Origin of the sequence: Pseudarthrobacter sp. NPDC092202, assembly GCF_044755505.1 — a bacterium.
In the GTDB taxonomy this organism is placed as follows: domain Bacteria; phylum Actinomycetota; class Actinomycetes; order Actinomycetales; family Micrococcaceae; genus Arthrobacter.
This window is the reverse complement of record NZ_JBIVRG010000007.1, coordinates 94,732-107,667: the sequence shown is the minus strand read 5'-3', so window position 1 is coordinate 107,667 and position 12,936 is coordinate 94,732. Positions and strand designations below refer to the sequence as shown.

At 67.2% G+C, this 12,936-nt stretch carries 9 protein-coding genes; 2 read left to right on the top strand and 7 right to left on the bottom strand.

Features of this window, described 5'->3' with window-relative positions; translation table 11 throughout:
• The first annotated feature begins 1 nt into the window (after position 1).
• Entirely contained in the window at positions 2-832 is an 831-nt protein-coding gene (locus ACIQF4_RS12665; protein WP_400515871.1) for an IclR family transcriptional regulator, read from the top strand.
• Between the two features lie 30 nt (positions 833-862).
• Here the strand turns inward: ACIQF4_RS12665 and ACIQF4_RS12660 are convergent, their stop codons facing one another.
• The 7 genes from ACIQF4_RS12660 to ACIQF4_RS12630 form a co-directional block, all read right to left on the bottom strand.
• Entirely contained in the window at positions 863-2,350 is a 1,488-nt protein-coding gene (locus ACIQF4_RS12660) for a family 43 glycosylhydrolase (protein ID WP_400515870.1), read from the bottom strand.
• A gap of 90 nt (positions 2,351-2,440) precedes the next feature.
• Positions 2,441-3,403 carry a glycoside hydrolase family 43 protein gene (locus ACIQF4_RS12655; protein WP_400515869.1) on the bottom strand — a complete coding sequence of 321 codons (963 nt, stop codon included), beginning with the start codon at positions 3,401-3,403 and terminating at the stop codon, positions 2,441-2,443.
• Positions 3,403-5,709 carry a family 78 glycoside hydrolase catalytic domain gene (locus tag ACIQF4_RS12650; RefSeq protein ID WP_400515868.1) on the bottom strand — a complete coding sequence of 769 codons (2,307 nt, stop codon included), beginning with the start codon at positions 5,707-5,709 and terminating at the stop codon, positions 3,403-3,405. Before ACIQF4_RS12650 ends, ACIQF4_RS12655 begins: the two co-directional genes overlap by 1 nt.
• Before the next feature lie 82 nt (positions 5,710-5,791).
• Positions 5,792-6,802: an oligopeptide/dipeptide ABC transporter ATP-binding protein gene (locus ACIQF4_RS12645; RefSeq protein WP_400515867.1), complete on the bottom strand. Its 1,011-nt coding sequence runs from the start codon at positions 6,800-6,802 to the stop codon at positions 5,792-5,794.
• Positions 6,799-8,874, bottom strand: coding sequence for a dipeptide/oligopeptide/nickel ABC transporter permease/ATP-binding protein (locus ACIQF4_RS12640; protein WP_400515866.1), 2,076 nt, complete (start codon positions 8,872-8,874; stop codon positions 6,799-6,801). The genes ACIQF4_RS12645 and ACIQF4_RS12640 overlap by 4 nt, the downstream gene beginning before the upstream one ends.
• A complete protein-coding gene (locus tag ACIQF4_RS12635) occupies positions 8,871-9,824 on the bottom strand; it encodes an ABC transporter permease (protein WP_350001154.1) in 954 nt (317 codons plus the stop codon). Before ACIQF4_RS12635 ends, ACIQF4_RS12640 begins: the two co-directional genes overlap by 4 nt.
• A gap of 55 nt (positions 9,825-9,879) precedes the next feature.
• Positions 9,880-11,436, bottom strand: coding sequence for an ABC transporter substrate-binding protein (locus ACIQF4_RS12630; RefSeq protein WP_400515865.1), 1,557 nt, complete (start codon positions 11,434-11,436; stop codon positions 9,880-9,882).
• Between the two features lie 222 nt (positions 11,437-11,658).
• On the opposite strand from ACIQF4_RS12630, the gene ACIQF4_RS12625 reads away from it, so the two are divergent.
• Entirely contained in the window at positions 11,659-12,936 is a 1,278-nt protein-coding gene (locus tag ACIQF4_RS12625) for a glycoside hydrolase family 1 protein (protein ID WP_400515864.1), read from the top strand.

Genomic DNA, 12,936 nt, shown 5'->3' with positions numbered 1-12,936 from the left:
CATGACCGTCCAGCCGGACACCGAAACCACCCCCGCCCGCGGAAAGCGGCCCAAGCAGGGCGAACCGGTGGTGGACCGCGCCCTCAGCCTGCTCGCAGTCTTCTCCGACCGCCGTCGCGCCCTGACGCTGTCCGAGATGGCCCGCTATGCGGGGATGCCCGCACCCACCGCGCTGCGGCTGATTGCCCGGCTGGTTGCGTGGGGCGCGCTGGAAAGGCTCGACGACGGCCGGTACGTTGTGGGGGTCCGGCTGTGGGAGGTCGCGTCGCTGTCGCCGCGCGGGCATGGCGTGCGGGAAATCGCGCTCCCTTACCTGGAGGACCTTTTCGAGGTGACCAGGCACCACGTCCTGCTGGCCGTCCGTGACAACGAACAGGCGGTGCTGATCGAACGGCTGTCCTCCAAGGACGCAACCGAGGTGGCGTACCGGGTGGGCGGCCGGGCTCCGCTGCGGTCCACCGCCGTCGGCCTGGTCCTGCTGGCAGGCGCTGATCAACAATTCCAGGAGGCCATCCTGCGGAAGCCTCCCGAAAACGAGCCTGGAGTTCCGGACATGCCCGAGGGCCAGGTGCGCCGCACGCTCTCCGATGTTCGGCGCACGGGGATCGCGATGATCCGCCGCAGCCTGCCTTCCCGGACCGTTTCAGTTGCCTCGCCCGTATTCGATGCCCAGGGCTCGGTGGTGGCGGCGCTGTCCATCGTGGTCCCGGACGGTTCCACTCCCCCGAACGTCCTCGCGCCGGCTGTCCGCGCCGCGGCGCGCGCAGTCTCAAGGAACCTCGGCCACCACGCTGAGGTCAGCGCTGACGTGCGGACGCACTCCCAGGGGTAGGACGCGGCGCCCCGGGTGGTCCCGGGCTGGTCAGTCTGCGCCGCGGTAGTCCAGTCGCCGTACCAGGACTTCGCCTTCGATGGCGAAAACACCGAAGGTCCTGCCCGTGAACGCCTTGGCGGTTTCAAAGGACCAGTGCCGGCCGTCGAGTTCGGCGAGCAGCACCTCCCCTGCGCCGGAGTGGGGCGCTGAGGAACGGACGAGGAGGCGGATTCGGTCGCCGCCTACGGCGCCCGCGCTGAAGTCCCGCGGTGGCGGGGCTGTCAGAATTGCCAACTCAAGGTCCCCATCAGGCACCTCGGCTTCCCAGGAGCGTTCGAAACTTGCCACGACCGCGCGGGCCGTGACCCTGATGGCTTTGCCTTCCCTTACAGCTTCGATGCCGAACCAGTTGTCCTCGGCGTTGCGCACGGCGAGGCCGCCAGTGCCGGAACTGACATCGAGCAGCACCCTGCATTCGATGCCGAGGTGGCGCTGCCGCTGGGCGAGGAAGCTGGGCCGGGGTGCGTCCAGCGTGTTCCCTTCGCCCCGGACAACCAGGCCGTGGGGTGTGGGGTGCGCGAATTCCGAGGGCATCCTGCGGACAGCAATCCAGGCAGGATCCTCCAGGCCTGCGCCGTTGGCGAAGTCGTACTCGATCTGTTCCGGGCCTGCGCCGGCCACGTGCGGGAGGCGGGCATGGGGCCAGCCGTCGATCCACTCCACCGTGGTCAGGAAGGTCTCCCGGCCCAGGGGTGAGAATGCCTGCGTGAGCCCTACCGGACGGACGCCCAGCAGGGTCATGCCTGTTCCGCCGTCGGGAAGTTCGAAAAGGTCCGCGTGTCCTGTGTTCTGCACCGGCGATCCTGTCCCCGCCGCGGTGAGGATCGGGTTGTTCGGTGCCGGTTCAAAGGGGCCGTCCGGCCGGCGGGAGCGGGCGACTGTGACGGCATGGCCGCGGTCGGTCCCGCCTTCAGCCGCGAGCAGGTACCACCACTCGCCCCGCCGGTGGAGGTGCGGGCCTTCGGGCGCATAGAGCCCGCTGCCGGGCCACAAGGGGCGTGGCGTTTCCAGCGCTTCACCGGTGGCGAGGTCCACCCGGACCTGCTGGATCGCATCAGGGTGCCGGGCGAACGTCACATACGCGGTTCCCTCATCGTCCCAGGCCAGATCGGGGTCGATGCCGTCGACGGACGCGATGACCGTGCCGTCGCTCCAGGGCCCGGCGGGGTCGGTGGACGTGAACAGGACGCACCCGCGGCCGCCGAGGAACACAGAGACGATCAGGTAGAACACACCATCGCGGTACCGCAGGGTTGGTGCCCAAACCCCTCCCGGCGTGGGCACGTTCGCGAGCTGGACCTGGTGCTCGCGCGTGGCCACGTGGCCGACAAGCCGCCAGCTTTCCAGGTCCATGCTGTGATAAATGGGCAGAGCCGGCAGGTACTCGAACGACGATGTGACAACGTAGTAGCCGTCCGGCGTTCTGACGATGCTCGGATCCGGGTTAAAGCCGGGAAGGATGGGGTTGGAGTACATAGGGTGGGCGTCTCCTGATCGGGAAAGCGGTGTGGCATGGGGCCTGCCTGCCGGGATCCGGACAAGCCTGGCTTCAGTACGGGGCCTTGATCACAGGATCTTTATGGTGGCCCCGTTGATGTGGACCTCGGTGAGCTGGACGCGTTCGTCAGGGGTGTTGTTCGGCCAGTGGAAGGCCAGGTAGTCTCGCCCGGTGGACGCGCGGAGAACCATGCCGTGACCTCCGTTGCTGGACCACAGGGGGTCCTCGTGCTGAATCCAGGGCCCCGTGATGGTTCCGCTCTGCGACTCGGCGATGCCCATCGCGTACCCTGCCTCACCATGGCTCGACCAAAGCATCAGCAGAGTCCCTTCGTTTGAGCGGAGCAGGAAGGGCCCGTCGGTGAACAGGGGATCTTTGGCAAGGTGCAGGCCCTTCGGAGGTTCCACCCCTTCTGGAAACCGCAGCGGCCGGGTCCAGCCCGCCGAGGAGGCGGCGAACAACAGGATCGGCTCACCAACGCCGGCGCGCAGGTCCTGTGACAGCCGGAGGGCGTACATTTCACCGTCGGCGATCCCCAGGCTGTCGGATGTCCCTTCCGTCCCGCGACTGTAGACAAGCCAGCGCGTGGAGTCATCATCGACGTAAAGGGTTCCGTCCAGGCACGATTCGTTTGCCGGTGTCACCGGCCCGTCACTCCATGGCTGGTAGGGGCCAGTGGCATGATCCGAGACAAGGACTGCGACTCCACGGGGGCGCGCACCGGTGGAGGTAGCGAAGGTGGCGAACATAAAGAACCGTCCTTCCAGAGCATGAACCTCCGGCGCCCAGAACTGGGTGTCCGCCCAAAAGCCCGGTGGTGGGCGGAACGCGGCGATGGGTTCATCCCAATGATCGAGGTCCTTACTGGTGTAGCAGTCGAAGCCAGTCGCTGGTCCGCCCCAGACGTTCTCGTCGCTGGTCCCGAACAGGACAAACTCACCTGGAACCGTCTCGAGTATGAACGGGTCGCGCATCCGGATCTCTCCGAGGCGCAGTTGTTGAACGGTCTCCGGCTGGCCGCTCCGGCCCATCAGCGGCTTCCCTGGTTGTCCAGGTTGGCGGCCACAATACGGTGATCGAAGCTGTGGGTGCCGCCCTGGAAGGTGCGGGGCTCACCGTCCGGAAGTACGACGTCGGCCTCCACCCCTTGAGGTACGGTCGCCTCGAGGTGGAACGCGCCGTCGTCGAGCCTCCATTCCACGCGGATGGTTCCGTGCGGGGTCTTCAGTGAGGTCTTGGCCCAGTCGATGCCCTGCCCAGGTACGGGTGCGATGAGAACCTTGCCATATCCGGGCGCCAAAGGCTTTATACCGCCGACCGTCTTGTGCATCCAGTCCGCCACCGCGCCCAGGGCGTAGTGGTTGAAACTGGTCATCTCGCCCGGGTTGATGGTGCCGTCCGGCAGCATCGAGTCCCAGCGTTCCCAGACGGTGGTGGCGCCCATGGTCACGGGGTAGAGCCAGGACGGGCAGCCCTCCTCCAGGAGCAGGCGGTAGGCCTCGTCCGCATGCCCGGTGTCGGTGAGGGCGTGGGTGATGAAGGGGGTGCCGGCGAAGCCGGTGGAGACGCGGTAGTCGTTTTTCCGGACCAGCTCGGCGAGGCGTTCTCCGGCAAAGTCGACGTGCTCCCGGCTGGGAAGGATCCCGAAGGCAATCGCCAGCGCATAGACCGTGGTGCAGTCGCTGTGGATTGTGCCGTCGCCGGACACGTAGTGCTCCAGGAAGGAGGCCTGGACACGCGCGGACAGCTGTTCGAAGTACTCCGCGTCCGACTGGCGGCCCAGCAGCCGCGCCGTCCGGGCGGTGATGGAGGCGGTACGGAACATGCACGTGGTGGCTACCACGCCGGTGTCCGCCTTCGCATCCCACGGCTTGTCCGGCTCGGCGTCGGGGTCCAGCCAGTCGCCGAACTGGAAACCCGTATCCCAGAGTCCCGTGTCTGAGAGCAGGCCCTCCACCCGGCGTGTGTGCGAGGCCATGGATTCGTACTGGTTCTCCAGGACCGTTCTGTCCCCGTAAGCCTCCCAGAGCGCCCACGGAACCCAAACCGACGCTTCGCTCCAGAGCGCGGAGGATTCCGGCGACGGAAACTCGGGCGGCTGCGGGCAGTACTTCAGGGCGTCCGGGACGGTGATGGGCACCAGGCCGTCGGCTGCTTTCTGCTCGGCGGCGAGGTCAAGGAGCCAGTCCTGCAGGAAGCCCTTGACGTCGTAGAGGAATGCCGCGGTTGGCGCGAAGACGGCGATATCCCCTGTCCAGCCGAGCCGTTCGTCCCGTTGGGGGCAGTCCGTGGGCAGGTCCAGGAAGTTGCCCCGCAGGCCCCAGACGATGTTGCGGTGCAGCTTGTTCACCAGTTCGTTGGAACACTCGAAGGTGCCGGTGCGCTCAAGGTCCGAGTGGACCACCACTGCCTCCAGCGAATCCTCAGTGAGCGTGCCAGGCCAGCCGGAGATTTCTGCATAGCGGAAGCCGTGAAACGTCTTGGTCGGTTCGAAGAAGTCCTCGCCGCCGGAGAGAATGAACGTGTCCGTGGTCTTGGCAGAGCGGAGCGGACGCACGCCCAGCTCGCCGTCCTCCAGCACCTCCGCATGGCGCACGGTGATGGCCTGCCCTGCCTCGCCCTGGACGGTGAACCGGAGCCAGCCCACCAGGTTCTGGCCGAAGTCAACCAGTGTTTTGCCGCTGGGCGAGATGAACACCTTCACAGGATTGACGACGCCGGTGCGCACGACCGGCGGGCTGACCGGCTCAGCCAGCCGGCCGGCGTCGAACTCCAGGGCGCGCACCCCGGCCCAGCTGCCTGGACCCGCGCCGGCGTCGAAGTCCGGCGCCGCCCAGCCTGGTTGGTTCCGGCGCGCGTCGATGGTCTGCCCGTCGTAGAAATCGTTGAAGGTGGTTGCTGAAGGGCCGGACTGCCAGGAGGAATCAGACGCCACGGTCTGGATGTGTCCGTCCTCGAACTCGATGTCCAACTGCCCGAAGAACCCCAGCTCGCTGCCGTAGAGGTTGGACATACCGTGCCAGGCGAGGCGTCCGCGGTACCAGCCGTTCCCCAGGGACACCCCGATCACCGTGGTGGGCCCCAGCAGGGACGTCACGTCGTAGCTGCGGTAGCGGAGCCGCCATTCATACGAGCTCCAGCCGGGGCTCAGTACGTCCTCACCCACGGGAACCCCGTTGATGAGCGCCTCATAGACGCCAAAAGCCGTGGCGCCCAGGGTGGCCCGGGCTACGCCGCCGTGCCCCTCCGCGAGCTGGAACTCCTTCCGCAGGAACGGGGCGCCGTCGAAATCCTCAGCGGGGGTGATCATGGCTGCTTGCCAGGGTGCCAGTGGCATGGGATGGTTTTCCGTTTCTGTACTCGTAAGCATTGACGTTCTCAGCGTTGGCGCAGGGAAGTCTGGGGACCTGCGCCGGGAATCAAGTGGCGTAGTGGCAGGCGACGGCGGATCCGCCCACCGTGCGGAGGGCGGGGCGTTCAGCCGCGCAGAGGTCCGTGGCCAGCGGGCAGCGGAGCCGGAAGGGGCAGCCGCCGGGCGCTGGCACGGCGGCTGCTCCCGTGCGGACACCGAGCGACTCCCGGGCTTCGCGGCGTGCAGCCTGTTCGGCAGGCCGCGGCACGGGTGACGCTGCGACGAGCGCCTGCGTGAAGGGGTGCTTGGGGTCTTCGGTGACGGCAGCGGCAGGTCCGCTTTCCATCACTTGCCCGCGGTAGAGGACGACGACGCGCTGGGCCAGGAACTGGACCACGGCGATGTCGTGGGCGATGAACAGATAGCCCAGGCCGCGTTCGTCGCGCAGGTCGGCCAGGAGGTTCAGCACCTGCGCCTGGGTGGAGAGGTCCAGCGCGCTCACGGCTTCATCGCAGACCACCAGCTTGGGATCGCAGATGAGGGCCCGCGCCACGGAGATGCGCTGGCGCTGGCCGCCGGAGAACTGGCTGGGGTACCGGTCCACGGCATCACGCGGAAGCCCCACGCGTTCCAGCATGTCCTCCGCGCGCTGCCGGGCGTCGGCAGCGCCCACGCCGCGGAGCCGTAGCGGTTCTGCCAGCGAAGAGCCCACGGTGTTCCGCGGATTCAGCGAGGAATTGGGGTCCTGGAAGACGGCCCGCAGTTCCCCGCCCAGGGCCCTGCGCTGGGCGGCGCCGGCGGACGTGATGTCCGTGCCCTCATAGGTGATGGTCCCGCCTGAGACTTTCTGCAGCCCCAGGATCGCCTTGCCGATGGTGGATTTGCCCGAGCCGGACTCCCCCACCAGGCCCACGGTTTCCCCGGGGGCGATGCTGAAGCTGACGCGGTCGACGGCGGCGGGCGCCGCGGCTGCCTTGCGTCCGCGGCCGTAGCGGACCACCAGGTCCTTTACATCCAGCAGGGGCTGGGCGGCGGCCGGCACTGGTGCTTCAGGGCGGACTGAGGTTGCGGTGCTCATGCGTGGTCCTTTTCGGCTGTCTTGGCTTCAACGAGGTTCAGGACGTGGTGGCTGGGCACGTCCGTGGCCAGCCAGTCCAGGCCCTCGACGGCGAGCTCGTCCGCCTTGACGCAGCGCACCAACCCGTCCCCGGTGCCGGACGGAAGCAGCGGGACGGGCACCGTGCACGCGGAGCCGGCGAACTGGCAGCGGGCGGCGAACCGGCAGGTGCTGGGCCAGTCCTTGGGCTGGGGAACCTGGCCGCTGATGGTTGCCAGTCGCTCGGGCATGTCCGAGGCGTGGTTGGCATGCGGGTCCGCCGCCAGCAGGGCCAGGGTGTAGGGGTGCCGCGGGTTGTCCAGGATGCTGTCCGTCCGGCCGTTCTCCACCACCTCGCCGGCGTACATCACGGCCACCTGGTCGCAGAGGTCGGCCACCACGCCGAGGTCGTGGGTCACCATCACCACGGACATTCCGGTGTCCTTCACCAGGCCGCGCAGCAGGGAAAGGATCTCGGCCTGGACAGTGACGTCCAGCGCTGTGGTGGGCTCGTCCGCAACAAGCAGCCGGGGCCGGCCGGACAGCGCCAGGGCAATGGCCACGCGCTGGGCCATGCCGCCGCTGATCTGGTGCGGGTAGGTCTTCAGGATGCGCGCGGCGTCCACGATGCCCACCTTCTCCAGCAGGGCAAGGGCTTCGGCTCTCGCCTCGGCCCTGCCCACTCCGCGGAGGCGCCGGATGGCGGCGGTCAGCTGGTAGCCAACGGTGAACATCGGGTCCAGGGCGCGCATGGGTTCCTGCGAGATCAGCGCGACCTCGCGTCCACGGACGCTTTCCATGTCCTTGTCCGTTGCAGCAGCCAGGTTCCTGCCGTTCCAGAGGATCTGGCCGCCGGTCACGGAAACTCCGGACGGCAGCAGCCCCAGCAGGGACAGCGCGGTCATGGTCTTTCCACAGCCTGATTCCCCAACAAGGCCCAGCACGGTTCCGGGTTCGACGTCGAAGGAGACGTCCGTGACCAGGCGGACCCCCTTGCCCGCACCGATGGAGTCAACGCCGACGGAGAGGTTGCGGACGCTGAGCGTGTCTTTTGGTGCATCTTTCGCAGCCGGAGCAGCCGCAGCATTCTCGGCAACCGCTTTGGCGCGCTGTCGCCGTGCCGCAGCCGAGGGCAAGTGTGAGGCGGTGGCGTTGGGTGCCTTGCCGAGGGCGTTGCCGATCGCATTGGCCGCGAGGACCGTCAGCGCCAGCACGGCACCGGTGGGAACCATGAGCCACGGGGCGTTGTAGACGTTCTGGGAGGCGCCCTGAATCATGCCGCCCCAGCTCGGTTCGGGAATGGGCGGTCCGAAGCCGATGAACGCAAGGCCGGCCTGGATGAGCATGCCGACGGCGAAGATCAGGGCGCTCTGCACCACGATGGTGTTCGTCAGTCCGGGCAGGACGTGCCGGAGGCTGATGCCCAGCGTGCTGGCGCCGTCCACCTTTGCTGCGTCCACGTAGAGCTGGGACTGGAGGGACTTGGCCTGGCCCAGCATGACCCGGTACATGCCCGCGGAGATCAGCACGCCGAGGATGGCCATGATCAGGGGGATGTTGGTTCCCACGGCACCGATAACGGCCAGGATGATGACCGTGCCGGGCAGGGACATCACGATTTCGGTGACGCGGCTGATGACGGTTTCCACACGGTCACCGGCGGCAGCCGCAAGCATGGCCAGGAGGGTTCCGAGGCCGACGGCGACTATCACCGTGATCATGGACGTCCCCAGCGTGCCGGAGGCGGACGCGAAAATGCGGCTGAGGAGGTCCCGGCCAAGTTCGTCTGTGCCGAGCCAGTGCGCGGCGGTGGGTCCGGACAGGATAGCGGTGAAGTCCTGGTCCTCGGTCTTGTAGGGCAGCCAGAGAGGTGCGGTCAGGGAGGCGGCCACCAGGGCGGCAAGCCAGAGGACCCCGGCGACGCTTGCCGGTGAGGCGAACAGCTTGCTGCCGGCGAATTTCTTCGCCGCGCTTTGGCGGGGGGCCCTGGGTGGGACGGCAGCCGCCGTCGGCTCCGCTGAATCTGCGGGTGCGGGGGCAACGTTGGGGATCATGAGGCACGCAACTTCGGGTCGAGGAACTTGGTGGCGAGTTCCAGCACCAGGTTCACGGCGACCACCACCACGGTGGCGATCACCACCACGCCCTGCACGGACGGGGCGTCATGGGTGCTGACGGAGTTCTGGACGGCCTGGCCCAGGCCGGGCATGGCGAACAGCTGCTCGGCGATGACGGAGCCGCCAAAAAGCTGGATGAACTGCAGCGCGATGCCGGCCACGATCGGAAGGCTGGCATAGCGCAGGGCGTGGACGTACAGGATCTTCCAGGTGGGGGTGGCCGTGGCCCGGAGGGTCCGGATGTGTTCCTGCTGCAGCGCCTCAAGCATGGATGCCCTGGTTTGTCGGGCGATGAACGCACCCCCGCCCACGGCCAAGGTGATTACGGGCAGTGCCAGTGACAGTGCCCAGTCTTGTGGCGAGGCCTCGAACGGAACATAGCCGGTGGCCGGAAAAACGGAGGACTGGACCGCCAGGAGGTAGACAAAGATGATGCCGATCCAGAAGGCCGGGAGGGCCACGGCGATGCCGCAGACGCCGCCGATGATGCGGTCCACCATGCCGCCGCGGACAGCCGCGGTGACGCCCAGTCCAATTCCAAGAACAGCACTGAGCAGCGTTGCTCCGGCAGCAAGCGATGCTGTGACAGGGAGCCTGCTCGCAAGGTCCGCACTGACCGACCGTCCGTCAATGAGGGAGATTCCGAAGTCGCCCTGGACGGCGGCGCCGAGCCACGTGAAGAACTGGGCCAGGAGCGGATCGTTCCAGCCGAGGCGCTGGTTGACTTCAGCGATCGCTTCCTGGCTGGCGCCGGCACCGAGGGATACGGCTCCCGGGCTGCCAGGCATTGCGTGCACCAGCAGGAATGCCAGCACCGCAACCACCAGCACGGTGGCCACCGCCATCAACAGGCGCTTGGTGATGAATAGTGCCATGGTGACCTCCATCGGTCAGGCCCCGCCGGGCGGACTCTTGTGCGAGCCCGCCCGGCCGGAGCGGGAATTAGCTGGCCGGTGTGTAGGACGAGAGGAGCGGGTAGGCGTTGGTGCCGGCGAACTCCACCGGGGCCACCTTTTTGGTGTTGTAGCCCTGGTTGGTCAGCGCCTCGTACAGCGGGATCATCCAGCCGGATTCCACCAGCCGGGTGTTCAGCTTGGTGGCCGCGGCCTTGGCGGCGGCGTCGTCCTTCGCGGCAGCGAGCTCGCCGGTGGCGGCGCTGAGCTGCTCGTCGGTGGCCTTCTGGACGTTGGTGAAGCCGTTGAGGATGGCGCCGTACATCACGCCGACGGGGTTGTCCCAGTTCAGCGGTGCGTAACCCAGGGGCGTGGTGGCCACGGCAGCAAAGGCTTCGTCAGTGCTGGCGGCCATCTTCACGTTCATGGTGATTCCGACGGCGGCGAGGTCCTTCTGGATTGCCTGCAGGTCCGTCTGGGTCTGGGCGCCGGCGATGATGGTGAACTCGAAGCCGTTCGGGTAGCCGGCCTCGGCCAGCAGGCTCTTGGCCTTTTCCGGGTTGTAGGCGAATGAGGTTTCGAGGTCCTTGGTGAAGCCGGCGGAGTCCTTGGGCAGGGCGTTCCAGGCGGGGATGTCACCCTTGTGCAGCGCTTCCACCAGGGCCTGGCGGTTGATGGCGTATTGGATCGCCTGGCGGACCTTCTCCTCCGCGAACGCCGGGGCGGTCTTGCCGATCTTGTCAAAGGAGATCATGGTGTTGACCGTGCCGCCGATCTGGGACACACCTACGCCCTTGGACTTGGCGAAGTCGACTGTTGAGGAGGTCAGCATTGCCACATCCGCCTGGCCGGACACCAGCGCGTTTGCCCGCGCCTGGGGGTCCTGGACCACGCTGAAGATGACCTTGTCGAAGGCGTACCTGGAGGCTTCCGGGCTGTCCGCCTTCTTCACCAGGACGTATTTGTTGCCCTTCACGGTGGAGGGATCCAGCGTGTAGGGGCCGGAGCCTGCCGGGGTCGCGGCGAGGCTGGCGGAGTCGGTGACGCCGTTCTTGCCCACGATCATGCCGGTGGTGGATGCCAGGTTCTTCTCGAATCCCGGCTGGGGCTTGGCGAAGGTCAGGGCCACCTGGGTGGGGCTGACCACGTCAACGGAGGTGATTTCCTGGGCGCCGCCCTTGGCCACCGCCGAGTACGCGCTCAATGCGGGGTCAGACCGGCGGTCCAGGTTCGCCTTGACCAGCTCGGCGTCGAGCTTTGAGCCGTCCGTGAAGGTCACATCGTCCTTGAGGGTGAGCGTCAGGACCGTGTTGTCTGCGTTGTAGCTGAACTCCTTGGCCAGGCCCGGACCTGCGGAGCCGTCCGGCTGCAAAGCCATCAGGCTTTCGTAGAGGCCCTCAAAGAACTGCCGCTGGGCAGCCGAGACGCGCAGCGGGTCGAAGCCGAACGAGGCCGAGTCGCTGTCGATGGCGAGGGTCAGGGTGCTGGTATCCACTTTGGCAGTGGCCTGGCTGGAGCCGCCGCCGCAGGCGGTCAATGATCCCAGCAGGAGCGCGCCGGCCAGAACGGCGGAGCTCGCACGGGCAGTGGAGTTCAGGAGTTTCATGTAGTGCGCCTTTGCATTCTGATGTGACATCGGAGAAGAACTGTGGGGGGGCTGGCTGCTCGCCGGCTCTTCACAAGCATCGGCCGGGCTTACTGGGCACTCACATGAGAATGTCATTGATTGAAAAAGTATTGTGGCCCCGGTCACCTCACGGGAAAGGATTGGAAGCCAGGGCAGAGAGGCCCGTGCGCTGTTCGTCGGCGCTGACCCGAAAGGAACCACATGACCACGGCATCACCATTCCCGCAGGACTTCCTCTGGGGCGTCGCCAGCGCCGGCCACCAGGTGGAGGGAAACAACGTCAACAGCGATACCTGGTTCCTGGAGCACCTCCCCGGCAGCATGTTCTCCGAACCGTCCGGAGATGCGGTGGACCACTACCACCGCTACCGCGAGGACATCGCACTGATCGCGAGCCTGGGGTTCACCAGCTACCGCTTCTCCGTCGAATGGGCACGCATCGAGCCGGAAGAAGGACTCTTCTCCACGGCCGAGCTGGACCACTACCGCCGCATGCTGAAGGCCTGCCATGAGCACGGCCTCGTCCCGGTGGTCACGTTCCACCACTTCACGTCCCCGCGCTGGCTGCTGGCCCTCGGCGGCTGGGAAGGCTCCCGGACGGCCGGGCTCTTTGCCAGGTATTGCGACCGGGTGATGGAGCACCTGGGTGACCTCATCGGCGTCGCCTGCACCCTGAACGAACCAAACCTGCCCTGGCTGCTCGAGTCGTTCGGCATTGGCGGCGTCGCCCCGGAAAACCGAGGCTCCGTGCCGGTGTGGGCCGCAGCCGCGGATCGCCTGGGCGTGGACGCCTCCACCATTGCCCCGTTCCAGTTCTCCTCGACGGAGGCCGGATTCGACGTGAAGGTGGCGGCGCACCGTGCCGCCACCGCTGCCATCAAGGCCCGCCGCCCCGATCTTCCCGTGGGCTGGACGCTCGCGAACTCCGACATCCAGTCCATCGAGGGGGGCCAGGAACTTGCTGACCAGGTGCGCCGCGACGTCAACGAGCGCTTCCTGGAGGCCTCCCGGGGCGACGACTTCGTGGGGATCCAGACCTACGGCCGCACGGTCTACGGCCCGAACGGCCACGTGCCGGCGCCGGAAGGCGCGGAAACGAACCAGATGGGCGAGGAAATCTACCCGCAGGCCCTCGAGGCAACCATCCGGGAGGCACACCGGATCGCCGGCATCCCCGTGATCGTCACCGAGAACGGCCTGGCCACCGAGGATGACACGCAGCGCGTGGCGTACCTGAAGGCAGCTGTCGACGGCGTTGCCTCCTGCATTGCGGACGGCATCGAGGTGCACGGCTACATCGCCTGGACCGCGTTCGATAACTACGAATGGGTGTTCGGCTACGGTCCGAAGTTCGGGCTCATCGCCGTGGACCGGGAAACCCAGGAACGCACCCCCAAAGAGAGTGCACGCTGGCTTGGCGGCCGGTCACGGGAACTTTCCGCCCAGTCAGTGCGGGAGCCGGCAGTCCAGCCGGCCTGA

Coding starts and splice junctions, on each gene's coding strand:
- ACIQF4_RS12665 (WP_400515871.1), top strand. CDS start 2: ATGACCGTCCAGCCGGACACCGAAACCACCCCCGCCCGCGGAAAGCGG.
- ACIQF4_RS12660 (WP_400515870.1), bottom strand. CDS start 2,350: ATGTACTCCAACCCCATCCTTCCCGGCTTTAACCCGGATCCGAGCATC.
- ACIQF4_RS12655 (WP_400515869.1), bottom strand. CDS start 3,403: ATGGGCCGGAGCGGCCAGCCGGAGACCGTTCAACAACTGCGCCTCGGA.
- ACIQF4_RS12650 (WP_400515868.1), bottom strand. CDS start 5,709: ATGCCACTGGCACCCTGGCAAGCAGCCATGATCACCCCCGCTGAGGAT.
- ACIQF4_RS12645 (WP_400515867.1), bottom strand. CDS start 6,802: ATGAGCACCGCAACCTCAGTCCGCCCTGAAGCACCAGTGCCGGCCGCC.
- ACIQF4_RS12640 (WP_400515866.1), bottom strand. CDS start 8,874: ATGATCCCCAACGTTGCCCCCGCACCCGCAGATTCAGCGGAGCCGACG.
- ACIQF4_RS12635 (WP_350001154.1), bottom strand. CDS start 9,824: ATGGAGGTCACCATGGCACTATTCATCACCAAGCGCCTGTTGATGGCG.
- ACIQF4_RS12630 (WP_400515865.1), bottom strand. CDS start 11,436: ATGAAACTCCTGAACTCCACTGCCCGTGCGAGCTCCGCCGTTCTGGCC.
- ACIQF4_RS12625 (WP_400515864.1), top strand. CDS start 11,659: ATGACCACGGCATCACCATTCCCGCAGGACTTCCTCTGGGGCGTCGCC.